The sequence below is a fragment of the Sedimenticola hydrogenitrophicus genome, from assembly GCF_025175675.1.
In the GTDB taxonomy this organism is placed as follows: Bacteria; Pseudomonadota; Gammaproteobacteria; order Chromatiales; family Chromatiaceae; genus Sedimenticola; species Sedimenticola hydrogenitrophicus.
This window is the reverse complement of record NZ_JANIOA010000015.1, coordinates 63,949-88,251: the sequence shown is the minus strand read 5'-3', so window position 1 is coordinate 88,251 and position 24,303 is coordinate 63,949. Positions and strand designations below refer to the sequence as shown.

At 63.6% G+C, this 24,303-nt stretch carries 22 protein-coding genes; 10 read left to right on the top strand and 12 right to left on the bottom strand.

The features are described 5' to 3' along the window. Window positions 1-11: 11 nt before the first annotated feature. Together NPX02_RS10265 and ubiB are read left to right on the top strand one after the other, a co-directional pair. On the top strand, window positions 12-644 hold the full coding sequence (locus tag NPX02_RS10265; protein WP_260293448.1) for a ubiquinone biosynthesis accessory factor UbiJ: 633 nt from the start codon (window positions 12-14) through the stop codon (window positions 642-644). Continuing rightward, window positions 641-2,296, top strand: a complete 1,656-nt coding sequence (ubiB, locus tag NPX02_RS10260) for a ubiquinone biosynthesis regulatory protein kinase UbiB (RefSeq protein ID WP_260293447.1) — start codon at window positions 641-643, stop codon at window positions 2,294-2,296. The genes NPX02_RS10265 and ubiB overlap by 4 nt, the downstream gene beginning before the upstream one ends. Before the next feature lie 369 nt (window positions 2,297-2,665). Here ubiB and NPX02_RS10255 read toward each other — a convergent pair whose 3' ends face one another. Continuing rightward, on the bottom strand, window positions 2,666-4,132 hold the full coding sequence (locus NPX02_RS10255) for a formylglycine-generating enzyme family protein (protein WP_260293446.1): 1,467 nt from the start codon (window positions 4,130-4,132) through the stop codon (window positions 2,666-2,668). A 305-nt stretch (window positions 4,133-4,437) separates the two neighbouring features. Between NPX02_RS10255 and NPX02_RS10250 the strand changes: the two genes are divergently transcribed. Then, window positions 4,438-5,550: a 6-phosphofructokinase gene (locus NPX02_RS10250; RefSeq protein ID WP_260293445.1), complete on the top strand. Its 1,113-nt coding sequence runs from the start codon at window positions 4,438-4,440 to the stop codon at window positions 5,548-5,550. 448 nt (window positions 5,551-5,998) lie between these two features. Here NPX02_RS10250 and NPX02_RS10245 read toward each other — a convergent pair whose 3' ends face one another. From NPX02_RS10245 to gpmI, 5 genes are read right to left on the bottom strand one after another with little or no spacing between them, the layout of a single operon-like run. Further along, window positions 5,999-6,547, bottom strand: a complete 549-nt coding sequence (locus NPX02_RS10245; RefSeq protein ID WP_260293444.1) for a DJ-1 family glyoxalase III — start codon at window positions 6,545-6,547, stop codon at window positions 5,999-6,001. Next, on the bottom strand, window positions 6,493-7,320 hold the full coding sequence (locus NPX02_RS10240; RefSeq protein ID WP_260293443.1) for a divergent polysaccharide deacetylase family protein: 828 nt from the start codon (window positions 7,318-7,320) through the stop codon (window positions 6,493-6,495). Before NPX02_RS10240 ends, NPX02_RS10245 begins: the two co-directional genes overlap by 55 nt. 1 nt (window position 7,321) lies before the next feature. Beyond that, a complete protein-coding gene (locus NPX02_RS10235) occupies window positions 7,322-8,641 on the bottom strand; it encodes a S41 family peptidase (protein ID WP_260293442.1) in 1,320 nt (439 codons plus the stop codon). Then, complete coding sequence (locus tag NPX02_RS10230; protein WP_260293441.1) at window positions 8,638-9,930, bottom strand: murein hydrolase activator EnvC family protein; 1,293 nt, start codon at window positions 9,928-9,930, stop codon at window positions 8,638-8,640. The genes NPX02_RS10235 and NPX02_RS10230 overlap by 4 nt, the downstream gene beginning before the upstream one ends. Continuing rightward, complete coding sequence (gene gpmI, locus NPX02_RS10225) at window positions 9,930-11,495, bottom strand: 2,3-bisphosphoglycerate-independent phosphoglycerate mutase (protein WP_260293440.1); 1,566 nt, start codon at window positions 11,493-11,495, stop codon at window positions 9,930-9,932. The genes NPX02_RS10230 and gpmI overlap by 1 nt, the downstream gene beginning before the upstream one ends. A gap of 461 nt (window positions 11,496-11,956) precedes the next feature. Here gpmI and NPX02_RS10220 point away from each other — a divergent pair, with 461 nt between their 5' ends. From NPX02_RS10220 to NPX02_RS10205, 4 genes are all read left to right on the top strand, one after another. Beyond that, window positions 11,957-12,250, top strand: a complete 294-nt coding sequence (locus NPX02_RS10220) for an ArsR/SmtB family transcription factor (protein ID WP_418067327.1) — start codon at window positions 11,957-11,959, stop codon at window positions 12,248-12,250. Between the two features lie 559 nt (window positions 12,251-12,809). Further along, entirely contained in the window at window positions 12,810-13,232 is a 423-nt protein-coding gene (locus tag NPX02_RS10215) for a rhodanese-like domain-containing protein (RefSeq protein WP_260293438.1), read from the top strand. Between the two features lie 43 nt (window positions 13,233-13,275). Further along, the gene (gene secB / locus NPX02_RS10210; RefSeq protein ID WP_260293437.1) at window positions 13,276-13,755 is read left to right on the top strand and encodes a protein-export chaperone SecB; all 480 of its coding nucleotides are present in this window, start codon (window positions 13,276-13,278) and stop codon (window positions 13,753-13,755) included. A 6-nt stretch (window positions 13,756-13,761) separates the two neighbouring features. Then, on the top strand, window positions 13,762-14,772 hold the full coding sequence (locus tag NPX02_RS10205; protein ID WP_260293436.1) for an NAD(P)H-dependent glycerol-3-phosphate dehydrogenase: 1,011 nt from the start codon (window positions 13,762-13,764) through the stop codon (window positions 14,770-14,772). Here NPX02_RS10205 and trmL read toward each other — a convergent pair. Further along, window positions 14,751-15,245: a tRNA (uridine(34)/cytosine(34)/5-carboxymethylaminomethyluridine(34)-2'-O)-methyltransferase TrmL gene (gene trmL / locus NPX02_RS10200; RefSeq protein WP_260293435.1), complete on the bottom strand. Its 495-nt coding sequence runs from the start codon at window positions 15,243-15,245 to the stop codon at window positions 14,751-14,753. The genes NPX02_RS10205 and trmL overlap by 22 nt on opposite strands. A 17-nt stretch (window positions 15,246-15,262) precedes the next feature. Between trmL and NPX02_RS10195 the strand changes: the two genes are divergently transcribed. The 3 genes from NPX02_RS10195 (at window position 15,263) to NPX02_RS10185 (ending at window position 18,161) form a co-directional block, all read left to right on the top strand. Continuing rightward, window positions 15,263-16,231 (top strand): dihydroorotate dehydrogenase, encoded by a 969-nt coding sequence (locus tag NPX02_RS10195; RefSeq protein WP_260293434.1) that lies wholly within the window; start codon window positions 15,263-15,265, stop codon window positions 16,229-16,231. 108 nt (window positions 16,232-16,339) lie between these two features. After that, window positions 16,340-17,602 (top strand): HDOD domain-containing protein, encoded by a 1,263-nt coding sequence (locus NPX02_RS10190; RefSeq protein ID WP_260293433.1) that lies wholly within the window; start codon window positions 16,340-16,342, stop codon window positions 17,600-17,602. 37 nt (window positions 17,603-17,639) lie between these two features. Then, window positions 17,640-18,161 carry a peroxiredoxin family protein gene (locus NPX02_RS10185; RefSeq protein WP_260293432.1) on the top strand — a complete coding sequence of 174 codons (522 nt, stop codon included), beginning with the start codon at window positions 17,640-17,642 and terminating at the stop codon, window positions 18,159-18,161. Window positions 18,162-18,440: 279 nt separating this feature from the next. Here the strand turns inward: NPX02_RS10185 and NPX02_RS10180 are convergent, their stop codons facing one another. The 5 genes from NPX02_RS10180 to glnA all read right to left on the bottom strand — a co-directional run bounded on the left by NPX02_RS10180 (window position 18,441) and on the right by glnA (window position 24,171). Then, complete coding sequence (locus NPX02_RS10180; RefSeq protein WP_260293431.1) at window positions 18,441-18,839, bottom strand: hypothetical protein; 399 nt, start codon at window positions 18,837-18,839, stop codon at window positions 18,441-18,443. 240 nt (window positions 18,840-19,079) lie between these two features. Next, on the bottom strand, window positions 19,080-20,492 hold the full coding sequence (gene ntrC / locus NPX02_RS10175) for a nitrogen regulation protein NR(I) (protein WP_260293430.1): 1,413 nt from the start codon (window positions 20,490-20,492) through the stop codon (window positions 19,080-19,082). Next, window positions 20,479-21,573, bottom strand: coding sequence for a nitrogen regulation protein NR(II) (glnL, locus tag NPX02_RS10170; protein ID WP_260293429.1), 1,095 nt, complete (start codon window positions 21,571-21,573; stop codon window positions 20,479-20,481). The genes ntrC and glnL overlap by 14 nt, the downstream gene beginning before the upstream one ends. A gap of 191 nt (window positions 21,574-21,764) precedes the next feature. Further along, the gene (locus NPX02_RS10165; protein ID WP_260293428.1) at window positions 21,765-22,454 is read right to left on the bottom strand and encodes a DUF4124 domain-containing protein; all 690 of its coding nucleotides are present in this window, start codon (window positions 22,452-22,454) and stop codon (window positions 21,765-21,767) included. 310 nt (window positions 22,455-22,764) lie between these two features. Beyond that, entirely contained in the window at window positions 22,765-24,171 is a 1,407-nt protein-coding gene (gene glnA, locus NPX02_RS10160; protein WP_260293427.1) for a glutamate--ammonia ligase, read from the bottom strand. Window positions 24,172-24,303 lie beyond the last annotated feature (132 nt).

Here is a 24,303-nt window from a genome sequence, read left to right as displayed (position 1 = left end):
ATCGCCAACCCATGAGCCTCCCGGGAGTTGCCACCGCCGGCCTTGAACAGGCCCTCAACCAGTACCTGAAGCTGGATCCGGCCGCCGCGGCCGACATGGCCCGGCTGCACGGCAAGGTGCTCGCCTTCGAGTTGGCCGGGCTGGGCCAGATCCTCTACCTGATCCCCACGCCATCCGGTGTGCAGGTGCTCGCCCACTATGAGGACGAGCCGGACTGCACCCTGCGCGGCACCCCCCTCGCCCTGGCCCGCATGGGCAACCCGCAGACCAGCTCCGACCAGTTGTTCTCCGGCGAGGTCAGGATCAGCGGCGACACCGAGCTGGCCCACCGCTTCGGCAAGATCCTCGGCGGCATGGCCATCGACTGGGAGGCGCAGCTGGCCCGCTACACCGGCAGCCTGGTGGCCGAGGACCTGGCCGGCGTGGTTCGCAACCTGTCCGGCTGGGGCCGGCGCACCCTGGATACCCTGGAGCTGGACCTGCGGGAGCTGCTGCAGAAGGAGCTGCGCATCCTCCCGGAACAGATGGAAGTCGAGCAGTTCCTGTCCGAGGTGGATGAACTGCGGGATGGCATCGAACGCCTGGAGGCGCGCCTCGCCCTGCTGGAAGCGCATAAAAACAAACCCCGTGAGGAGTCCCAGTGATCCGTCCCGCCGAGGCGCTGCGCCTGCTGCATATCAACTGGGTGCTGCTGCGCCACGGCCTGGACGAGGTGATTCTGGCCACGCACCTGTTCCGTCCAGTACGCTTCCTGATCTACCTGTCGCCGTTTTACTGGTTGAGAAGAAACCGTTTGCCCACGTATCCGGTGCGTATACGTCAGGCGCTGGAGGACCTGGGGCCGATCTTCATCAAGTTCGGCCAGATCCTCTCCACCCGCCGCGACCTGATACCGGCTGACATCGCCGACGAGCTGGCCAAGCTGCAGGACGCGGTGCCGCCCTTCTCCGGTCAGCAGGCGCGGCGCATTATCGAGCAGGCGTTCGGCCACCCCATCGAGGATGTGCTGGACGCGTTCGACGAGAAACCCCTCGCCTCCGCCTCCATTGCCCAGGTGCATACCGCCGAGCTGAAAGACGGCAGGCAGGTGGTGGTGAAGGTGCTGCGCCCGGGCATCGAGCGGGTGATCCGCCGCGACGTGGGGCTGCTCTACATCATCGCCGGACTGGCCGACCGCTACTGGAAGGATGGCCGGCGCCTGCGCCCGGTGGAGGTGGTGCGGGATTACGAAAAGACCATCCTGGACGAGCTGGACCTGCAGCGCGAGGCCGCCAACGCCGCCCAGCTGCGGCGCAACTGGGAGGGCAGCGACATCCTCTTCGTCCCGGAGATCTACTGGGAGTACACCCGCAGCAACGTGCTGGTGATGGAGCGTATCCACGGCATCCCGGTGGGCAACATCCCCGCCCTCAAGGCCGCCGGTATCAGCATGGAGCAGCTCGGCACCCAGGGGGTGGAGATCTTCTTCACCCAGGTGTTCCGCGACAACTTTTTCCATGCCGACATGCACCCGGGCAACATCTTCGTCGAGCCGGGCGGGCGCTACATCGCGGTGGATTTCGGTATCGTCGGCTCCCTCACCACCGAGGACCAACGCTATCTGGCGGAGAACCTGCTGGCCTTCTTCAACCGCGACTACTACCGGGTGGCGGAGCTGCACGTGGAGTCGGGCTGGGTGCCCAAGGGAACCCGCATCGAGGAGTTCGAGTCGGCCATCCGCTCGGTCTGCGAGCCGATCTTCAACAAGCCCCTGAGCGAGATCTCCTTCGGCCACTTCCTGCTCAACCTGTTCCAGACCGCGCGCCGCTTTGACATGGAGGTGCAGCCGCAGCTGGTGCTGCTGCAGAAGACCCTGCTCTATATCGAGGGGCTGGGCCGCCAGCTCTATCCGGAGCTGGATCTCTGGGCCACCGCCAAGCCGTTCCTGGAGCGCTGGATGAAGGAGCAGGTGGGCCCCAAGGCGTTCACCCGCAAGCTGAGGAAGAACCTGCCGCAGATGACCGAGTTCGCGGCCGACATGCCGATCCTGCTGCACAAGGTGCTGCGCGACGCCGCCGAGGGCCGCCTGGAGCTGAACTGGAAATCGGCCGAGCTGGAACAGCTGCGCCAGGATGCCCGGCACCACCAGCGCCATCTGCTGTCCGCCGTCAGTGGCGGCAGCCTGCTGCTGGCCGGTACCCTGTTGCTACTGCTCGGTCCCGGCCAGCTGCTGCCGGCCGGCGCCGTCACCTCCACCGGCCTGGGGCTCTCGGCCCTGGGCGGGTTCGCCCTGATCCGCAGCTGGCTGCGGAGCTGAACCCCATTCCCTGCGCAACGTGGGCTACCTGCCGCCTGTAGGATGGGTGGAGGCGCCCAACCTCCGTTGTTGGAGACGTTCCGCTGCCAGGACGCGCCGTAACCCATCTTCGGATGTGGCCGGGCGATGGGCGGCATGGTGGGAGGATGTCGCCGGACCGATTGGTGTGTTACGTCGTCCCTCCTCCACCCATCATACGCCCTGACTGCCGTACTGAAGGGCGCATCCACCATTTGCGGTGCCTTGAAGGATGCGGTGAGTGAAACAAACCGCATGGGTTAGCGGTGCGGTTCGCAAGCTCACCGGCACCCTACGGGAACGGGGTCCCGGCGGGAAGAACGTGCAGCAGCGGGTACTTGCTGCCGACCCTCAGTCGGTCACCAGTTCCCGCACCAGGCGAAACCCGGTGTCATCACTGCGGCGGGTGGGGAAATCCCGCCAGCGGTTGGCCGAGCGTATCTCGTGGAGCGGGAAGCTCCAGGCGCCGCCGCGGATCACCCGCTTGCCGCACTCTGCCCCACCGTCCCCCGCCCCGACGGCCGTGACGGCGATGAAGTTGTCCTGCCAGCAATCTACCACCCATTCGAAGACGTTACCCGCCGTGTCGTGCAGACCGAACGGGTTGGGCGGAAAGCGCCCCACCGGGGCACTCTTCTCGCCATCCCAGAGGCTGCCGCAGTCGGCGCAGTTGGCCCGATGCGGCTCCGGCTCATCGCCCCACCAGTAGCGGCTGACGCTGCCCGCCCGGGCGGCGTACTCCCACTCGGCATCGCTGGGCAGCCGGTAGCGCTGTTCGGTGCGCCGGCTCAGCCACGCGGCGTAGGCGTTGGCATCCTCCCAGGAGACATTGACCACCGGCCGGCTACCGCGCCCCCAGCCCTGGTCGTCCGGTTTGCGGTGGCCGGTGTCCGCGCAGAAGCGGTCGTACTCGTCGAAGGTAACCTCGTGCACACCGATGGCGAAGGGTTGCAGTTGCACCGCCTGCGCCGGTCGTTCGTCCGCGTCACCATCGCCCTGTTGATCTCCCCGGGTGTAGGAACCGCCACGCAGCGCCAGCATCTGCGGGCCGAGGGTACCGTCGCGCATGCGGTCCCGGATCAGGTCCACCGGGTTGAGCCGCTGCAGGAAGCGGAAGGTCGGCCGCTTGCCGGAGTGGTTGACCCGCAACGCCAGCTGGCTGAGCCGGGTGAAGGGGATGTTCAGGATGGTGCCGAAGCCGGTACTCACGGTGACCTGCTCCAGGGCGAACCGGCCCTGTATCACCTGGCCGTCATTGGCGGTGATCTGGGCCAGATAATCCTCACCCTCGTCCAGCGACACCACATCCAGCAGGTGGATGCCGGAGGGATTGGTTAGCCTCGCTCCGGCGTGTCCGGTCATCGGCAATGCCTCGCTAATGACCCGAGCGGCGAAGCGGTCACCGTTCTGGGTAATTACCGCATCCGGGGTCTTGAATAGCGGCGGCCGCAGCTTGCGATCGGCAAACAGGATCTCCGCCACATCCTCCACCGCCACCGGCAAGGTCGGATCCAGCACCCGCAGCATGGTCAGTTCACGCTCTTTGAGCCGTCCGCTGAAGCGATCGCCACGGCGGGTCAGGATGCGGTCCGGCTGTTCACCGCCGCCCAGGATCAGCAGGGCCATCCGGGCGTAGGGGACCGGCACCTCGCCATAGCGGGTCTCCAGGGTAAAGTGCGACTGGGCCACGGTACCGTTGTAGATGTCGCCGTTGTTGAGGGTGACCACGTCATAGCCATTGCCAGTGGCGGCGTACAGCGGGGGGATGGCGAAAAGGAACAGCAGCAGACACCCGTAAAGTCGTCGACCGCAGGTCATGGATACCTCCTGGACTTTTCTTAGGATCTGGCACGAAATAACTGCCGCCTATTGCGCCGGGCTTTCTTTTTACTTCAAGGGGCGTTTGCCTTCAAGGCACGGCAAGGCGCGCATAGTCGTTCTATGTAAGTCTTGCCGTAACGCCGAAGGCGGACGAAAAGACCAGCAAGATGTGGTAGTTATTTATGGACAGATCCTTATTGCGTTGGCCTACTGCCTTCGGGGCGTGCAGTCAGCGGCCTTTGTTTGTTATCGTGTTCCCCATCGAATTCCCCGTAACAGAGATAATAGCAGTGGATAAACGAGTGGGTATTCTGACCGCCGGGGGTGACAGTCCGGGACTCAACGCCGCCATTCGCGGCGTCGGCAAGAGTGTGCAGGGCCATTACCGCATGCAGCTGATCGGCTTTCGCGACGGTTTCCGCGGCCTGATGGAGAACCGCTCCATGCGCCTGGATGGCGAGCGGCTCTCCGGCATCCTCACCCTGGGCGGCACCATCCTCGGCACCAGCCGCGACAAACCCCAGCGTATGCTGGTGGACGGCAAACTCGCCGACATGACCGAAACCATTGTGCGCCATTACCGGGAGCACCGGCTGGATGTGCTGATCTGCCTGGGCGGCGGGGGCACCCAAAAGAACGCCCTGCACCTGAAACAGCAGGGGCTGAATATCATCACCCTGCCGAAGACCATCGATAACGACGTGGCCTGCACCGACACCAGCTTCGGTTTCGATACCGCCCTGGGTATCGCCACCGAGGCGGTCGACCGGCTGCACAGCACCGCGCACAGCCATCACCGCATCATCGTGGTGGAGATCATGGGGCACCGGGCCGGCTGGCTGGCACTGGGCGCCGGGATCGCCGGCGGGGCGGACGTGATCCTGCTGCCGGAGATTCCCTACGATACCCAGCGGGTTGCAGAAGCCATCCGCCAGCGCGTGCGCCACGGCAAGAGCTTCAGTATTGTCGCCGTCGCGGAGGGTGCCCGTTCACTGGAGCAGGCGGCGCAGATCCGGGATCTGGAAGAACGGAAGCTGCATGCCCGGAACAAGAAGCAGAAGCGGCACGCCAAGCAGCGCCTCGTCGAGTTGGAGGCCGACCACCTGGGCAATCACACAGTACAGCTCTCCGAGCAGCTGGAGCGGCTCACCGGGCTGGAGAGCCGGGTCACCATCCTCGGGCATGTGCAGCGGGGCGGCGCGCCCTCGGCAGCCGACCGGCTGCTGGCTACCCGCCTGGGTAGCGCCTGCGCCGACCTGGTGGCCCGGGGAGAGTATGGGGTGATGATGGCGGCCGCCGGGGAGCAGGCGGTCCCGGTGCCGCTGGAGGAGGTGGCCGGGCGCCGGAAACTGGTGCCGCCGGACCATCCCTGGATCATCAGCGCCAAGCGGGTGGGGACCAGCCTGGGGGACTAGGGCTTACCAAGGGTCGGAGTCAAACCGCCCCAACTGCCCGCAAAGCTCAAATCCCTATGGGCGGTTTGACTCCGACCCCTCTGGGCGGCATGGGGCGCCCCGTGAAATCGACACCCTCAATCACCGAGGCAGTTTTGTAGGGTGGATAAGCCGGTAGGCGCATGCCATCCTCAGGTCCGTAAACGGTACATCCATGTACCACTCCTCACCACGGCAATGGTGGAGGCGCTGTCGCTTATCCACCCTACAAAAGCGCGTAGGATGGGTGGAGGCGCGGCACCCTTGTTGACGGCTGTTCGCGGCGGTCGGGCGCGCCGTAACCCATCTTCGGATGCGGGTGCAGGTGGACGACGGGTTGCGCGCCGGAGCGGGAGCCGGCGGAAAGTTCATGGGGGCGCTCCACCCATCCTACGCCTGGATGCAACCCACTTATGGGTAAAGGGCAGGCCTAGCGGGCCAGACCCGCCTCCACCTCATCGCGTTTCTCGCGCCCCGCCAGCGCCTCGATCAGGGCCAGGGCGAAATCCATGGCGGTACCCGGCCCGCGCGAGGTGATCACCCGGCCGTCCCGCACTACCGCGCCCGCCGCCAGGGTGACGTCGGTCAGCGACATGCTCTCCAGCACCCCCGGATAAGCGGTGGCCTGACGGCCTTGCAACAGTCCCGCACTGGCCAGCACCTTGGGCGCCGCACAGATGGCGGCGGTATAACCCTGCTCGCCGGCCACGCGACGTAACAGCGCGCCTATCCGCGGATCCCGGTCGAGATGATCGGCGCCGGGCAGCCCGCCCGGCAGCGCCACCATGTCAAAGGGTTGATACAGCACGTCGTCCAGCGGCACATCCGGCTGCAGCACCACGCCGCGGCTGGCCGTCACCGGGCCCTCCTCCAGGCCGGCGGTCACCACCTCCTGGCCGGCGCGCCGCAACAGGTCAATAATGGTTACGGCTTCGAGCTCTTCGCAACCGTTGGCAAGGGGGACGAGGATGCGTGCCATAGCGTTGTGCTCCTTTGGTACTCAATCATTTCCGAGGCGGGAATCAGCCGGATACCTGACGACTGCAGCCCCGCCAGCCGCTCCACCAGCACCCGGGTGGTCTCGGGATAGGGGTGGCCGATAGCTATAGCATAGCCCTGGCGGCGGGCGCGTTTCAGCAGTTGCTCGAACTGCCGCGCGATCGCCTCGGGGTTGCGGTCGTTGTCCAGGAACACGTCGCGGCGGGCGTTGGGCACCCCGTACTCCTCGGCCAGCTGCTGGCCCACCGTCTGCAGGGTAGTGCGGCTGTCGATGAAAAACAGATCGCCCCGGTCACGTAACCCCTGCATCACCCAGGCCATGGCGCCGGGATGGCGGGTCAGCAGGCTGCCCATGTGGTTGTTCAGTCCCCGGGCATGGGGAATCGCGCCCAGGCTGTCGTCCATGCTGCGCTTGAAGGCCGTCTCGGTCATGTGCAGGGTCAGGGCGCCCGGCCCCAGCCGGTTGCCCTCGTGTGATTGCATCGGCAGATGCAGCATCACCTGTTTGCCCGCGGCATGCGCCTCCAGTGCCAGACGCCGGGCATGGGGGGTATGGGGCAAGAAGGCATAGGTCACCGGCCCGGGTATGGTCAGGGCGGCATCGCCCCAGCCGCCATCGTTGCCCATGTCATCAATAATGATGGTGATGACCGGCTGGGTCGGCTGCGCCGCCGACCCAGCCGCCAAGGTCCAGGTCGACGGCACCAGGCAGAGCAATAGCAGGAGCAGCCGATGCGCCGTCCCGCCGCTCATCTCAGTTCCAGCTGTTATAGAGGTTGATGCCCTTCAACAGGTTGAGCGCCTCGCTCAGCTGATAATCATCCTCAATATCCAGAGTCGGCTTCTGCGCCGGCTGCCCCGGTTCCGGCTGCTCAGGCTCGGGGGCCTTCCTGCCATTGCCATTATCCAGGTGCCCGGCCAGATCGGCCTCCTTGATCCGGGTGGCGTCATCTGGCTCGTTGCGGGTCACCTTGACCTCGGACAGGACGATGTCCGGCTTGATCCCTTCGCCCTGGATGGAGCGGCCGGCGGGGGTGAAGTAAAGCGCCGTGGTCAGTTTCACCGCCGCGGTCTTGCTCACCGGGATGATGGTCTGTACCGAGCCCTTGCCGAAGGTCTGGCTGCCCATAATGATGGCACGCCGGTGATCCTGCAGGGCGCCGGCCACGATCTCCGAGGCGGAGGCGGAACCGCCGTTGACCAGCACCACGATCGGCGCACCGTCCAGCACATCATCGGGCGCGGCGTTGAAATCGAGCCGTGACGCCTCGTCGCGCCCCTGGGTGTAGACGACGATCCCCTCGGTGAGGAAGGCATCGCTGATGGACACGGCCCCGTTGAGGATGCCGCCCGGGTTGTTGCGCAGATCCAGCACCAGCCCCTGGATCCCCTCCTTCGACTCCGCCTTCAGCTGGCTGAGCTTCTTCAACATGTCGTCGGTGGTGCGGGCCTGGAAATGGGACAGCCGGATATAGGCGAAGCCCTCCTCCAGCAGGCGCCCCTTGACGCTGGCCACCTTGATGATGTCGCGCACCACGGTGATCCGCAATGGTTTTTCCTCACCCTCCCGGGCGATGGTCAGGACCACTTCGGTACCGGGCTTGCCGCGCATCAGGCCGACCGCCTCTTCCAGGCTCATGCCCTTGACCGGTTTTTCATCCAGCCGGATGATCAGGTCACCGGCCTTGACTCCCGCCCGCTGGGCCGGCGTGTCGTCGATGGGGGAAATGATCTTGACGAAGCCGTCCTCCAGTCCCACTTCGATACCCAGGCCGCCGAACTCCCCGCTGGTGCCGGCCTGAAGATCGGCAAACTCCTCCTCGTTCAAATAGGAGGAGTGGGGATCGAGCCCGGCGAGCATGCCGCGGATGGCATACTCCAGCAGCGCCTTGTCATCCACCGGCTTGACATAGTTCTCCTTGATGCGCCCGAATATCTCCGCGAACGCGCGCAGCTCCTGCATCGGCAGTGGCTGTTTCGGCTCCTCGGCAACCGTCGCGGGGGCCGGGATAAGCAGGGCGCCCGAAAGCAACCCCAGGGTCAGTACACGCGCCAAGCCAAATCTTCTCTTCATACCTTGCTTCTCTGCTGCGATTGTCGGTCCGGCAGGGCGATCCCGGGACCGGAGGGGTGCAGGGTGCTCAGTTGCACCGGTTCAGTTAGCGACGGGTGTACCAATTCACCCACCTTGTTACCACGTACCGCTTCACACCACCGCTGGGGATTCACCGGACGACCATTATAGCGTATTCCAAAATATACCCCCGGACGGGTCTGTCCACCACTGTTACCCACCAGGGCGACCGGTTCTCCCGGCTCCACCCAGTCCCCGGCCTCCTTGAACAGGCTCTGGTTATTGCCGTAGAGACTCATATAGCCGTCGCCGTGATCGATGATCAGCAGCAGGCCGAAGCCACGCAGCCAGTCGGCGAAAGCGACCCGGCCATGGTGCACCGCCCGCACGTCCCCCCCCTCGCCGGCGGCGATCACCACCCCGTCCCAGTTCAGGTTGCCGGCCCTGGAATCGCCAAAGCGGGTGGCCAGCCGACCCTTTGCCGGCCACATGAGCTTGCCCTTCAGCTGTTTGAAGGGTTTGTGTTTTTCGGTCTCGATCGGCAGGGCGGCCAGTTCCGCCTGCAGTTTTTTGAGCAGCTCTTGCAGCTGCTGCTCATCCCGCTTGTAACCCTGCAGCCGCTGGCCCTTGTCCTCGATATCCTTCTCCAGCAGCGCCAACACCTGCTGCCGTTTGTCCTGTTCCCGATCCAGGGCGCGCTGCTGATCCAGCACCCGCGCCTGGGTCTCACGCATCCGTTCGTTCTCCAGGCGCATGGCCGTTTCCGTCTCCTGCAACGCCTCCAGGGTCTCGCCCAGCCGGCCGATCTGCTCGGCGCGGGAGCGGTTGAAGTAGTCGTAATAGACCAGCAGGCGGCTGACCACGGCGGGATCCTGCTGATTGAGCAGGATCTTCAGGCGCTCCTGTCGCCCCATGGCATAGGCCGATCGCATCTGCTGTTTCAGCGCCGAGCGGTTGGCCGCGAGCGCCTCACGCTGGGTACCGCGCTCTGCCTCCAGTTGCTCGAGGCGCCGTTGTTGCCGCTCCAGGCTGGTGGCCAGCGTGCGCAGCTGGCGCGTCGTCTTGCCGATCCGTTTTTCAGCGCTGCGCAACTGCTCCTGCAGCGCCTGACGCTCGCGCTCGCGGCCACTGAGTTGATTCTGCAGCGTCGAGATCTCCCCCCGCAGCTGCCGCAACTCATCCTCCCGGCTGCCGATCGACTCCTCCCCGGAGGCGGCCGATGACAGGCCAGGCAGCGCCGTCAGCAACACCAGGACAGCAGCCCGCAGCCGGCAGGAATCAGCCACCATCAGGCCGTCGGATCATCCGCGGCGGTCATATCCAGCAGGGTATGCCCACGCATTTCGGAGGGCACGGCCAGTCCCATCAGGGTCAACAGGGTCGGGGCGATGTCGCACAGGGCACCATTCTCATGCAGCCGGGCCGGCCGGCCCACGTAGAGCAAGGGTACCGGATTCTGGGTATGGGCAGTGTGAGGTTGATCATTCTCCACATCCTCCATCTGCTCGGCGTTGCCGTGATCGGCGGTGATCAGCATCTCGCCGCCGGTCCGCCGCAACGCCTCGACCACCCGTCCCAGGCAGTGATCCAGCACCTCGATGGCCGCCACCGCCGCGCTGAATTTACCGGTATGTCCCACCATGTCCGAGTTGGCATAGTTGCAGACGATGGCGTCATACTTGCCGCTCTCGATGGCGGCGACCAGGGCGTCGGTCACCTCCGGGGCGCTCATCTCCGGCTTCAGATCATAGGTGTGCACCTTGGGTGAGGGGATGAGAATCCGCTCCTCACCCTCAAACACCTGTTCCCGCCCACCATTGAAGAAGAAGGTGACATGGGCGTATTTCTCGGTCTCGGCCAGGCGCAGCTGACGCAGCCCCAGCCGGGAGACGTATTCGCCGAAGACGTTTTCCAGCCGTTCCGGCGGGAAGGCCACCGGGATATCGAACGCCTTGCTGTATTCGGTGAGGCTGACAAAACTGCTGAGCCGCGGAACACGGGCACGCGCGAAACCGTCAAACGCCGGGTCGATGAACGACCGGGTCAGCTGCCGGGCCCGGTCGGAGCGGTAATTCATGAACAGCACGGCGTCCCCGTCTTCGATGAGAACCGGTGTCTCCCCGGGCGGCACCACGCAGGTGGGTTTGACGAACTCGTCGCTCTCACCCCGCGCATAGGCCTGCTGCAGGGCCTGGCCTGCATCGGTTGCACTGAACTCGGCGCGGCCCAGTACCAGCATGTTGTAGGCCTGCTCCACCCGCTCCCAGCGGTTGTCCCGGTCCATGGCATAGAAGCGCCCGACGATGGAGGCGATACGCCCCTGTCCCAGTTCGGCAAAGACCCGGTTCATCGCCTCAATGGAGGCGGCCGCGCTCTTTGGCGGCATGTCCCGTCCATCCAGGAAGGCGTGCACATAGACCCGCGCGGCGCCGCGTTGCACCGCTAGTCTGGCCATGGCGTGGATGTGCTCCTCATGGCTGTGCACCCCGCCGGGAGAGAGCAGGCCGAAGATGTGCACGGCCTTCTCCTCCGCTATCGCCCGGTCGACCGCGTCTACCAGCGTGCGGTTGGTGAAGAAGGAGCCGGTGCGTACCGAGCGGCTGACCCGGGTGAACTCCTGGTAGACCACCCGTCCGGCCCCCAGATTGAGATGGCCCACCTCGGAATTGCCCATTTGGCCGTCCGGCAGTCCTACCTCGGCGCCGGAGGTGCTGATCAGGGTATGGGGGCAACTCTCCCAGAGCCGGTCCCAGACCGGCGTCCGGGCGGCCATGATGGCGTTGGACCGGGGATCCTCGCTGTATCCCCAGCCATCCATGATCAGCAGCACCGCGGGTTTTACTTTGAAAGACATCTCGGTTTCCGACTCCGTGCGAACGTTTTACCCGATGATCGGGCTAACTCATTGAAAAAAACGAAATATTACACCATTTTTACTACCGCAACATTAACTCCGCGAGAATAAACCCAGCCAATAATCGTGGGTTAAAGTATTTATACCGATTGAAAAACAGGATAAATTTACGTAAAACAGTTTATTATTGTATCTTTATAAAGAGTCGTTGCGTTTCAGCGGGTTGCGGGCAGCACCGGAAAAAGGCTAAAAGGCTAGTAGTGGGGCTTCATCCCGGCTGTCACGCTTGAGCAACCGGGCCTGGCCCGGTCTTGATCAAGTCCCGATCAACCGACGCAACAGTTTCAGCTTACGTCATTACTGTTGTTTTAACCAAGGTCCGGTGTATGGAACATAAATTTGGAAGCCCCAAGGTCCCTGTGCTTGAGTCCGGGCACGAATTCGATGACGACATCGGTCTGATGGCCGATGACGAGGATATCGAACGTGCATCCCGCTCACTCAAGGCCATGTCGCACCCGCTGCGACTCAAGATCCTCTGCACCCTGGGTGAGGAAGAGGTGAGCGTGCAGGAGATTGTCGAGCATGTCGGCACCTCGCAGAGCAATATCTCGCAACATCTCGCCATTCTCCGGGACAAGGGCATCCTCGCCTCCCGCAAGGATGCCAACCGGGTCTATTACCGGGTCAGCGATTCACGCACCCTCAAGCTGATCGGTATGATGCGCGAGGTGTTCTGCTCACACGCACACTGACTCCAGCCGCCAGCACGTCATCCACAACAAAACGGGAAAGGTGATTTCCCGTTTTGTTTTATCCAGGGACGGATTTATGCCGCGGAGGCCAGGGATGGCCGGGAGCGGCTTTATCCAGGGGTCACTACTCACCCGGTCTGTAAGTGATGGGCCTGCCTTGTTGGCCGATCTTGATGGCGCCTCGAATCCGGCCCCTTTTTCAGATTCAGCCTGCCCTTGTTTGAGCGAAGCGAGTTTGGGCAGGCGCTGAAAAAGGGGCCGGATTCGAGGAGACAAGCCATCGCGTGAGGCCGGCAAGGTAGGCCCATCACCCCGTGAGCATTGGTGAGGAGTGGTACATGAGTAGTGGTACAGGGATGTACCGTTTACGGACCTGAGGATGGCATGCGCCTACCGGCTTATCCACCCTACATCCTTACCCCGTGAGTAGTTACGTTGAGGGAATATTTACCGCGCAAGCAAGAGGCACACGCGATCAGTGCAAATTTGTGCGGAATTCGGGTTAGAATGTGCCTCCTCTTGGGACCCCATTAACAACCACACCTGGCAGCGGAGATCCATGCAACAGCTTATCGAATTCATCACAAACCACATTATCCTGTTCTCCGCCCTGGTGGTGGTGCTGGTTTTGATCGTACAGAATCTGCTGGCCAGCAGCGGCGGCAAGTCCTCGGTCCCGCCGTCGCGGGCAACCCAGATGATCAATCGCGAGGAGGCCTTGGTGGTGGATGTGCGGCCGATAGCCGATTTCAACAACGGCCATATCGTCGGCGCCATCAACATACCCACCACCGCCCTGAAGAATCAGATCAAACAGGTGGCCAAGTACAAGGGCCGACCGGTTATCGTCGTGTGCCGGTCCGGAGCCCAGTCCTCCGCCGCCTGCAAGGTGCTGCAGGAGGGTGGCATCGAGCCGGTCTACAATCTACGTGGCGGCATGCTGGCCTGGCAGAGCGACGGCCTGCCCGTGAGCAAGAAGTAACCCCCCATTTCCATTCAATCGACCGACAACCGGAATTCAAGTCATGACAGAAAATGCCCAATCCAGCGAACCGAGCCGCGAATTCTCCCTACAGCGGATCTACGTCAAGGATATCTCCTTCGAGACCCCCAACTCCCCCGCCATCTTCACCCAGGAGTGGAAACCGGAGTCGAGCCTGAATCTGAACAGCAATGTCACCAAGCTGGACAATGACCTGTTCGAGATCGTGCTGACGGTCACCGTCACCACCAAGCTGGGCGACAAGACCGCCTACCTGGTGGAGGTGCAGCAGGCCGGGATCTTCACCGTGCGCCACTTCCCGGAGGAAGAGATGGGCCACATGCTGGGCGCCTACTGCCCCAATATTCTCTTTCCCTACGCCCGCGAGGTGGTCTCCGATCTGGTGAGCAAGGGGAGCTTCCCGCAGCTGCTGCTGACCCCGGTCAGCTTCGATCAGCTCTACGCCCAGCACATGCAAGAGCAGGCCCAGCAACAACAGGCCGCCGAGCCGGCGACCCACTAAGCACCAATGGCCGCCCAGTCACCCGTCGTCGCCGTGATCGGTGCCGGTTCCTGGGGCACCGCGCTGGCCATACTGCTGGCACGCAACGGGGCCCGGGTACGGCTCTGGGGGCATGTGCCGGAGGAGATCGACCGGCTGGCCCGGGAGCGCGAAAATCGCGGCTTCCTGCCCGGCGTCCCGTTTCCCGAAGGCCTGACGCCGACCCGCGAGCTGGGTGACGCCCTGGCCGGGGCGGATGAGGTGCTGATCGCGGTGCCCAGCCACGCCTTCGCCACGGTGTTGCGGATGGTGACCCCGCACCTGGCAGCCGGCACCGGCGTCTGCTGGGCCACCAAGGGGCTGGAACCCGCCTCCGGACGCCTGCTGCACGAGGTGGCGGAGGAGATCCTCGGCCCGGAGCGCGCCACGGCGGTCATATCCGGACCCAGTTTTGCCCGCGAGGTGGCGGCCGGCCTGCCCACCGCCGTCACCGTGGCCTCGGCCGACGAGGCGTTCGCCGAACGTATCGCCGGGCATCTCCACTCCGACTGTTTTCGCGCCTATACCAGTAACGACGTGATCGGCCTGGAGATCGGCGGCGCCGCCAAGAACGTGATGGCGATCGGTGCCGGCATCTCCGACGGCCTCGCCTTCGGCGCCAATGCCCGCGCCGCGCTGATCACCCGCGGGCTGACCGAGATCATGCGCCTGGGGCTGGCCCTGGGCGGCAAGATGGAGACCTTCATCGGCCTCGGCGGCATGGGCGACCTGGTGCTGACCTGTACCGACGACCAGTCGCGCAACCGGCGCATGGGGCTGGCGCTGGCGCGCGGTCTGACCATCGAACAGGCGAAACACGAGATCGGCCAGGAGGTGGAGGGAGTAATGGCCACCCAGGAGATCAGCAACAAGGCCCGCGCCCTGGGGGTGGAGATGCCGATCACCGAGCAGATCCAGCGCGTGCTCTATCAGGGACTGGACCCGCGTACCGCGGTACAGGCGCTGCTGGAACGGGATCAGCGGCCGGAGGCCGGCTGAACAGCCACTCCAGCGGCACCGGCAAACCCCTGCTGACGCCACGCCTCGTAGAGCACGATGGCCACCGCATTGGAGAGGTTGAGGCTGCGGTTGCCGGCCTGCATCGGGATGCGAATCAGCTGCTCCGCAGGCAACCGGTCCAACAACGCCTGGGGCAGGCCGCGGGTCTCCGGACCGAACAGCAGGCTGTCCCCCGGCCGGAAGTCGGTCTCGCTGTAACAGCGCCGACCGCGGGTGGAGCAGGCGAACAACCGGTTCTCACCGTGCCGGGAGAGGAAGGCAGACAGGTCCGCGTGCTCCTGCAGGCAGGCGAGATCGTGATAATCCAGCCCCGCCCGCCGCAGCTGCCGGTCCTCCAGGCTGAACCCGAGGGGATGAATCAGGTGCAGCCGGCTGCCGCTATTGGCGCAGAGGCGTATGATATTACCTGTATTGGGCGGGATCTCCGGCTCGTACAGCGCTACGTTAAACATGACTTTGGAACCATTCGATGACAACACTGAGTGACTCGCCCCTGGCCGTTGATTTCTGTGGACTCAGGTTCAACACCCCCCTGGTCCTGCTCTCCGGCTGTGTCGGCTTTGGCGAAGAGTACACACGGGTGGCCGGTTTTAGCAACCGCGATGCCGGGGCGATCTGTCTGAAAGGGACCACCGGCGAGCCCCGCCTGGGCAATGCGCCACACCGTATCTATGAGACGCCCGAGGGCATGCTCAATGCGATCGGCCTGCAGAATCCCGGGGTGGACCGGGTGGTGCGGGAGATCCTGCCGACCCTCGACTTCACCGAGACCCGCTTCATCGCCAATGTCTCCGGCTCCAGCATCGAGGAGTACGAGGAGGTGACCCGGCGCTTTGACGACTCGCCCATCGATGCCATCGAGATCAACATCTCCTGTCCCAATGTCAAGGAGGGAGGGGTCGCCTTCGGCAACGATCCGGCCATGTCCGCACGCGTGGTGGAGGCGTGCCGGCGGGTGACCAACAAACCGCTGATCACCAAGCTCTCCCCCAACCAGACCGACATCGCCGCCAACGCCCGCGGCTGTATCGAGGCCGGCAGCGACGCCTTTGCGGTAATCAACACGCTGATGGGCATGGCCATCGACATCGAGAGCCGCACGCCCATTATCGGCAACAACCAGGGCGGGCTCTCCGGCCCGGCGATCAAGCCGGTGGCCCTGCTCAAGGTCCACCAGGTCTACCAGGTGTGCCGCGACCACGGCATTCCCATCATCGGCCAGGGCGGCATCACCACCGCCGAGGACGCCATTGAATTCCTGATCGCCGGCGCTTCCGCCGTCGGCATCGGCACGGCACTCTTTTATGACCCGCTGATCTGCGGCAAGATAAATCATGGTATAAAAGCCTACCTGGAGCGACACGACCTGCAGTCCGTTCGGCAGCTGACCGGTACCCTGACCCTGAACAGCCCGAAGCCGGCGAGGAACGGCTGCTGAACCGGCCTGTCCCGCCCGACGTCAGGGCAGGCAGGTGCCGGGTCGACGGGTCGGATCAATCACGGACCGCACCCGGAGCGGTACGGCAAGAGGTTTACAGGGTTAGTCATGGATCGCACATCAATTCGTCCCACCGCCGATGAGCTGAAACGCTTCATCCCGCTGCAGGCCCTCAGTGCCCAGCAGCTGGATCTGCTGGCCGGCGTTGCCGAGATCAGGTCGGCCCACCCGGGCGAGGTGCTGATGGAGCTGGGCAGCGACGACAACCACACCTACTTTCTGCTGCAGGGGAGCCTGGTGCTGGACTCGGCCGACCGGCACCGCCTTGAGATCCGCGACGACGACGCCTCGGCCCGCTCACCCATCGCCCTGTTGCGGCCGCGCAAGTACCGGGTGGTGGCCCATACTCCGGTCCGCTACCTGCTGATCGACAACGCCTATCTGGAGGATATCGCCCGCAGCCATGGCGCCACCAGCGGGGTTGAAGGTTACGAGGTCAGCGGTGATCTGGCCAACGAGACGACGGCCTTCGAGGATCAGCTATCGACCCTGATGCTGGCCGACCTGAAGCAGGACCGACTGCAACTGCCCAGCCTCCCGGAGGTCGCCATCCGCATCGGCCGGGCGCTGGAGGACGGGATCAGCGACGCGCATACCATTGCCGAGATCGTCCAGATCGATCCGGTGATCACCGCCAAGCTGATCAAGGCCGCGAACAGCGCCTTCTATGGCGGCCGCAATCCGGCGGAGAGCTGTGCCGCCGCGGTGGTCAGGCTGGGGGGCGACGTGACCCACAAACTGGTACTCTCCTTCGCCCTGCGCGAGCTGTTCCAGTCCGATTCGAAACTACTGCAAAAACGCATGCAGGCGCTCTGGAAGCACAGCACCCAGGTGGCTGCCATCTGTTATGTGCTGGCGAAAAAGGATTCCCGGTTCAAGGCGGAACACGCCATGCTGGCGGGTCTGCTGCACGATATCGGGATTGTCGCGATCCTCAACTATGCGCGAAATTTTCCCGACGAGGCGATGCATGCGCACGCCATCGACCAGGCGGTACGGAGCCTGCGGGCGGAGTTCGGCGGCATGATCCTCAAGCAATGGGGCTTCCCCGCGGATTTCGTCATTGCCGCTGTGGAGGCGGAAGCGTGGCTGCGTGATCAGGGCGATGCGCCCGATTACTGCGACCTGGTGATTATCGCCCAGCTGCACAGCAATATCGGCGACAACCATTATCAGCATCTGCCCGCCATTGATGAAGTACCGGCCCACGGTCGCCTCGAGCTGGGTGAACTGACCCCCCACATGAGCCTGAAGATCCTGGAACAGGCGAAGGAGCAGATCGCCCACGCCGAATCCCTGCTCAATCTCTGAATTTGCCTCGTAACCCTAACCCTGCCGGATAAACCGAATGCACGCGCTGAAGACCCTCACCCTCCTGTTCTGGCTGATGCTGCTGACTGTGGCCGGTTCCGCGTCCGCCGGCCGTCTCCTGACCCTGATCGACGAACCCACCGAGGCCCCCGCCTTCGCACTGCAGGATACCCGGGGCAATCGGGTCTCCCTGGCCGACTATCGCGGCAAGGTGCTGGTGGTCAATTTCTGGGCCACCTGGTGCCCTCCCTGCCGCAAGGAGATGCCATCGCTCAACCGGGCGGCCGCCTGGCTGAACAAATACGGGGTGGAACTGATCGCCATCAATGTGGGGGAGCGGGCCGACCAGGTCGAAAAGTTCCTGCAGGAGGTGCCGCTGGATTTTCCCGTCCTGCTCGACCCGGATACCGCGGTCTCAAGCCGCTGGGACGCCATGCGGCTACCGGTCACCTACGTGGTGGATCCACAGGGCCGCATCGTCTATCGGGCCCTGGGTAGCCGGGAGTGGGATGCCCCGGAGCTGCTGGTGCCCATCCGCGCGCTCGGACTACCGCGTTAGCAAAAGCCCTACCCTTTACCTATAAGTGGGGCGGACTGCATCCGGTGTAGGATGGGTGGAGCACCCCCATGGACTCTCCGCCGGCTCCCTCTCCGGCGCGCAACCCATCGCGCACCTGCATCCGCATCCGAAGATGGGTACGGCGCGCCCGACCGCCGCGAACAGCCGTCAACAAGGGTGCCGCGCCTCCACCCATCCTACAGGCGTGTTCATCGGCATTTGTGGGTAAAGGGCAGAGCAAGCCGGCAACAGCTGCCATTGCCTGTCGGGCCGGCGGCTTCAGGTCGGACGGATATGCTCGATGTAGTAGGGCCGGTCCTCCATGTTCAGCCGCACCGCTTCCGCGACCACCTTGAGATGCCGGTCGGTACCGGCAAAGCGCAGGTCGCAGTAGACCCGTCCCCGGCCTTCGAAGGGGAGCGGGATCATATCCCGGTAGGTATAGACACTCTGGCCCACGTCGCCACCCTCGCAGACGGCGGGCAGCTCGGGCGGGCTCTCCTCCAGCTCGGCCGCGGTAAACACCAGATCCCCTAACTGACGCCAGCGGGTGCGCTCCACGGAGCCGGAGATGGTTTTGATGATAAAGGCGGGGGAGAAACGTACCGTGACGGTGCCGTCGTCCACCCGGATGCTCTCGATGGTCGAGCCGGATAATTCAATACTGCTGCTGTCCATTTGATTCCCCTAATGTAACTACTCACCGGATCAATCTGTAGGTGATTGGCCTGACTTGTTGGCCGATCTTGATGGTGCCTCGAATCCGGCCCCATTTTCAGATGCAAGCCTGCCTTTGTTTGAGCGAAGCGAGTTTGGCAGGCGCAGAAATTGGGGCCGGATTCGAGGAGACAAGCCATCGTGTGAGGCCGGCAAGGCAGGCCAATCTCCCCGTGAGTAGTTACCTATTAATAATAATTACTATCCGGCATCACTCCCCTCGAGACCCAGCTCCTTGATCTTGCGGGTCAGGGTGTTGCGGCCCCAGCCCAGTAGTTTAGCAGCGTCCTGCTTTCGGCCGCCAGTCTGCTCCAGGGCGGATTCGATCATGATGGTCTCAAATACCGGGGTAGCCTCATCCAGCAGGGCCTCATGCCCCTGCTGCAGGCGCTTGCGCGCCCAACTGCGCAGCGACGCGCGCCAGTCATCGCCCGGTGCCTTGGGCTCTTCGGACTCCAGCAGTTCCGGCGGCAGATCCTTGATGTGCACCTCCTGGCTGGAGGCCATCACGGTCAGCCAGCGAGCGGTATTCTCCAACTGCCGGACATTGCCCGGCCAGTGCAGGTGTTCCAGGGTGGTCAGGGTCTCCGGCAACAGGGTCTTGCTCTCCACCCCCAGCTCTTCCGCGGCCAGGGAGAGAAAATGCCGCATCAGCAGTCCGATATCCTCGCGCCGCTCGCGTAGCGAGGGGATATGGATGCGGATTACATTGAGCCGGTGAAACAGATCCTCGCGGAAGCGCCCCTCCTTCACCAGCTGCTCCAGATTCTGATGGGTGGCGGCAATGATGCGCACATCCACATTCACCGGTTCATGGCCGCCGACCCGGTAAAATTCCCCGTCCGCCAGCACCCGCAGCAGGCGGGTCTGCAGTTCCGGCGGCATGTCGCCGATCTCGTCGAGGAACAGGGTACCGCCGTCGGCCTGCTCGAAACGCCCGACCCGGCGCCCCTGGGCGCCGGTGAAGGCGCCCCGTTCATGACCGAACAGCTCCGACTCCATCAGATCCCTGGGGATGGCCGCCATGTTCAGGGCGATGAACGGCTGTTTGGCGCGCGGACTGTGGCGGTGCAACGCCTGGGCGACCAGCTCCTTGCCGGTGCCGGATTCTCCATTGATCAGCACGGTGATATTGGAGCGGGCCAGCCGGCCGATGGCGCGGAACACCTCCTGCATGGCCGCCGCCTCGCCGATGATCTCCGGGCTGGACTGGATCTCCTCCGCCGGGGCCGGGGCGCTGCTGCGACTCTTGCGGCAGGCCCGCGACACCTGCTCCACCGCTTCATCCACATCGAAGGGTTTCGGCAGATACTCGAAGGCGCCCCCGTGAAAGGCGGCCACCGCACTGTCCAGATCGGAGTGAGCGGTCATGATGATCACCGGCAGATGGGGATGGGCGGTGGTGATCCGGTCCAGCAGCGAGAGTCCATCCATGCCGGGCATGCGGATATCGGAGACGATCACGTCCGGCTGTTCATGGGCCAGTGTCTCCATCACCCCATCGGCACTGGGAAAGCTGCGTACCGCCATCCCCGCTTTCTCGAACGCCTTCTCCAGCACCCAGCGAATCGACCGGTCATCATCGATGACCCAGACACAGTTAGTTGGCGGCATTTGGATTCTCCACTGGCAACAGCACACTGAATAGTGTCTTTCCCGGTTCGCTCGTACACTCCACAAGCCCCCCGTGTTGATTGATCAGTGACTGGGCAATGGTGAGGCCCAAGCCCACGCCATCCTCGCTGGCAGTCACCATGGGATAAAACAGCTTCTCCCGGATCGTCTCCGGAATACCCCGGCCGTTGTCTTCGATACCGATCTGGGCCACCAGCCGGTGGCGTCGGTTGCCGATGGTAAACTGGCGCAGGATCCGCGTCTGCAGCACGATCCGGCCATTGGGCTCCTCGCCGATCTCGCGGGCGGCGTTGCGCAGGATATTGAGCAGTGCCTGGATAATCCGGTCGCTATCCACATACAGATCGGGGATGCTGGGGTCGTAATCGCGGATAATCTCGATCCGTTCCCCGGACTCCGCCAGTACCAGGTTGCGCACCCGCTCCAGCAGGGTGTGAATATTCACTTCCCGCAGGTTCGGCAGACGATCCGGCCCGAGCATCTGGTTGACCAGGTTTTTCAGGCGATCGGCCTCATTGATGATGATCTGGGTATACTCGCAAAGTGCCGGATCACCCAGCTCCTGCTCCAGCAGCTGGGCCGCACCCCGCAGCCCCCCCAGCGGATTCTTGATCTCATGGGCCAGCCCCCGGATCAGCTCCTGGGCCGCCTGGTGCTGGGACAGCAGCTGCTCTTCACGAGAGATGCGCAGCTGCCGGTCGATCTGCTGGATCTCGATCAACAACCCCCTATCGCTATCACCGTCGGTGAGGGGTATGACGGTGCAATCCACGGTGGCCCGCTTGCCATCCGGCAGGGGCAGGCTCAGTTCGCGTTCGGTGAAATGGTGGCCGGTGGTCAACGCCTGCTCCAGGCTTTCCCGGGTCACCCCCTCCGGACACTGGATCAGGGCCTCCGCCGTATGCCCCAGCATGTGGCGAAAACTCACTTCAAAAAGCATCTCCGCCGCCGGGTTCATATACTGCAGACGCAGTGACCGGTCGAACAGCAGTACGGCACTGCTCAGATTCTCCAGTATCCGCTGCCGGGATGCCTCGGCGATGTTGATCGTATCCTTCATTGCAATGCCTATTGCAAAAACCGAACCAAGATCAGGATTGGTGCGATTTTCGCCCTGAAGTGAGGAGTAGCGGGATGTTTTGCGTAGCGGAGGGGTGCCTCTTCGCCCCGCCTATGCACTATTTTAGTGCATAGGCGGGGCGAAGCAATACGGCGTGCATCATTGCCATGCCCGCAAGCGGTCGCGCGCGACTAGAAATTGGGCGTGAAGGCGGGGTTGGACTGCCCGGGAGTGGAGGGTACGGGCGGGCTGTTGGGCCGGTAGGCATCGGCATCGGAGCCCGGTGCGGCAGGCGCCTGGCCGGAATAATCCGGGGCACCGCCCGGCTGGAACTGGGGCGCATCGCCACCGCTCTGACCGCTGCCGGATTCCGGCGGTTCCGGGGGCTTGCCGTCTTCGATCACTGTCGTCTGACGGACATAAAACTGCACGATATTGGAGCGCGCCAGGAGGCGGCCGGCCGCGTCATGGATACTGGCATGCAGCATATGCCCGCCGCGCGCGATGTTGCTCAGCTGCAGGGTCGTCCCGGTGACCCGCTGATCGAGAATACGCCCATCCAGTACCGGCTGAATATAGTGGCCCGCCTGCAGTCCCGGCTGTGACTGGAATTGGATAATCACCCGTCCGCCATTCGCCTGGACCACTTCATTGTTGCTTGGCGAGATAATCACGAAGCTGCTGTAGTTAACGCCCTCCGGCGGCCTTGCCGTGGCCGGATCGCCGCCGTTTAGGGTGGTGCTCCCGGTGGGGGTATAGATGGTGGGGTCGGAGAGCCGGACCTCTTCGGCGTCCCGGGTCGGGGTATCCGAATAGTGTACCTCGCCTCTGCTGTCGACCCATTTATAGATCGCCGCCTGGCTGCAGAGTGCGATTGACATCAAACAGATGAAGAAGAGACTTCTCATGGGATGAGAATAGCTCACTGCCGCGGCCGCCTCAACCGCTCTTGGGACCAGGCGTAGTAAAAAGGCGATGTGTGTCGCACCGCCGGATTACTCTCTCGTTTATTCAGTGATAGTCCGTTGGGGTGAGTAACGTAGCCAACTTCGTGGCGGGGAGGGGTTTTGTTGGGGTTCGCGGGCTCGCCCTGACCTACCAGCATCGCGGCACAAGCCCAACCCTGACAAAAAAGCGCCCCCGGATCGGGGGCGCTTGCCACGGCTTACCGCTTCCTGTAACCGGTGCGGTTTACAGGCTGTAGTACATGTCGAACTCCACCGGGTGGGTGGTCATGCGCAGACGGGTCACGTCATCCATCTTCAGGGCGATGAAGCCATCGATCAGGTCATCGGTGAACACGCCGCCGGCGGTGAGGAACTCACGATCCGCATCCAGGGCCTCGAGCGCCTGATCCAGGCTGTGACAGACGGTCGGGATGGACGCCGCCTCTTCGGCCGGCAGATCGTACAGATCCTTGTCCATCGCCTCACCCGGGTGGATCTTGTTCTGGATACCGTCCAGGCCGGCCATCAGCATGGCGGCGAAGGCCAGGTAAGGGTTGGCGGTGGGATCCGGGAAACGCACCTCGATGCGCCGGCCCTTCGGGCTGGAGACGAACGGGATACGGATGGAGGCGGAGCGGTTGCGGGCCGAGTAGGCCAGCATCACGGGGGCCTCGAAACCGGGGACCAGACGCTTGTAGGAGTTGGTGGAGGGGTTGGTGAAGGCGTTCAGGGCCCGGGCATGCTTGATGATGCCGCCGATGTAGAACAGCGCGGTCTCGGACAGGCCGCCGTACAGATTGCCGGCAAAGATGTTCTCGCCATCTTTGGCCAGGGACTGGTGCACGTGCATACCGGATCCATTATCACCCACCAGCGGTTTCGGCATGAAGGTGGCGGTCTTGCCATAGGCATGGGCCACGTTCCAGGTGACGTATTTCTGCACCTGTACCCAGTCGGCACGCTTCACCAGGGTGCTGAACTGGGTACCGATCTCACACTGGCCGGCGGTGGCCACTTCGTGGTGATGCACCTCGACCGGCACACCCATCTCTTCCATGGCCAGACACATGGCGGCACGGATGTCGTTCAGGGAGTCGACCGGGGGTACCGGGAAGTAGCCGCCCTTGGTGCCGGGACGGTGGCCGATATTGCCATCCTGATAGACCCGCTCGGAGTTCCAGCCGGCCTCTTCCGAGTCGATCTTGTAGAAGGCGCCGCTCATCTCCGCTCCCCAGCGGACGTCGTCCAGGACGAAGAACTCGGGCTCCGGTCCGAAGTAGGCAGCGTCGGCTATGCCGGTGGAGGCCAGGTAGGCCTCGGCGCGCCGGGCGACGGAACGGGGATCACGCTCGTAACCTTCCATAGTGGAGGGCTCGAGGATGTCGCAGGTGATGTTCAGGGTCACTTCGTCGGCAAACAGGTCGAGGACCGCGGTCTCTTCATCCGGCATCAGCACCATGTCGGATTCGTTGATGCCCTTCCAGCCGGCAATGGAGGAACCGTCGAACATCTTGCCGTCGGTGAAGAGATCCTCGTCGATGACGTGGGCGGGCACGGAGACGTGCTGCTCCTTGCCGCGGGTATCGGTGAAGCGGAAATCGACAAACTTCACTTCATTGTCTTTGATCATCTTCAGGACTTTTGAGGCCATGAGGTTCTCCAGAGTTAGTTTTGAAATTATGTGGACCACACTGTGGCCATAAATGAAAAATTCTTGCGTTTTGGGATGCCCCTGCCCGGGGCATCCAAAGCATGTCCTGGGTTTTAGCAAGTACTGTGCCAC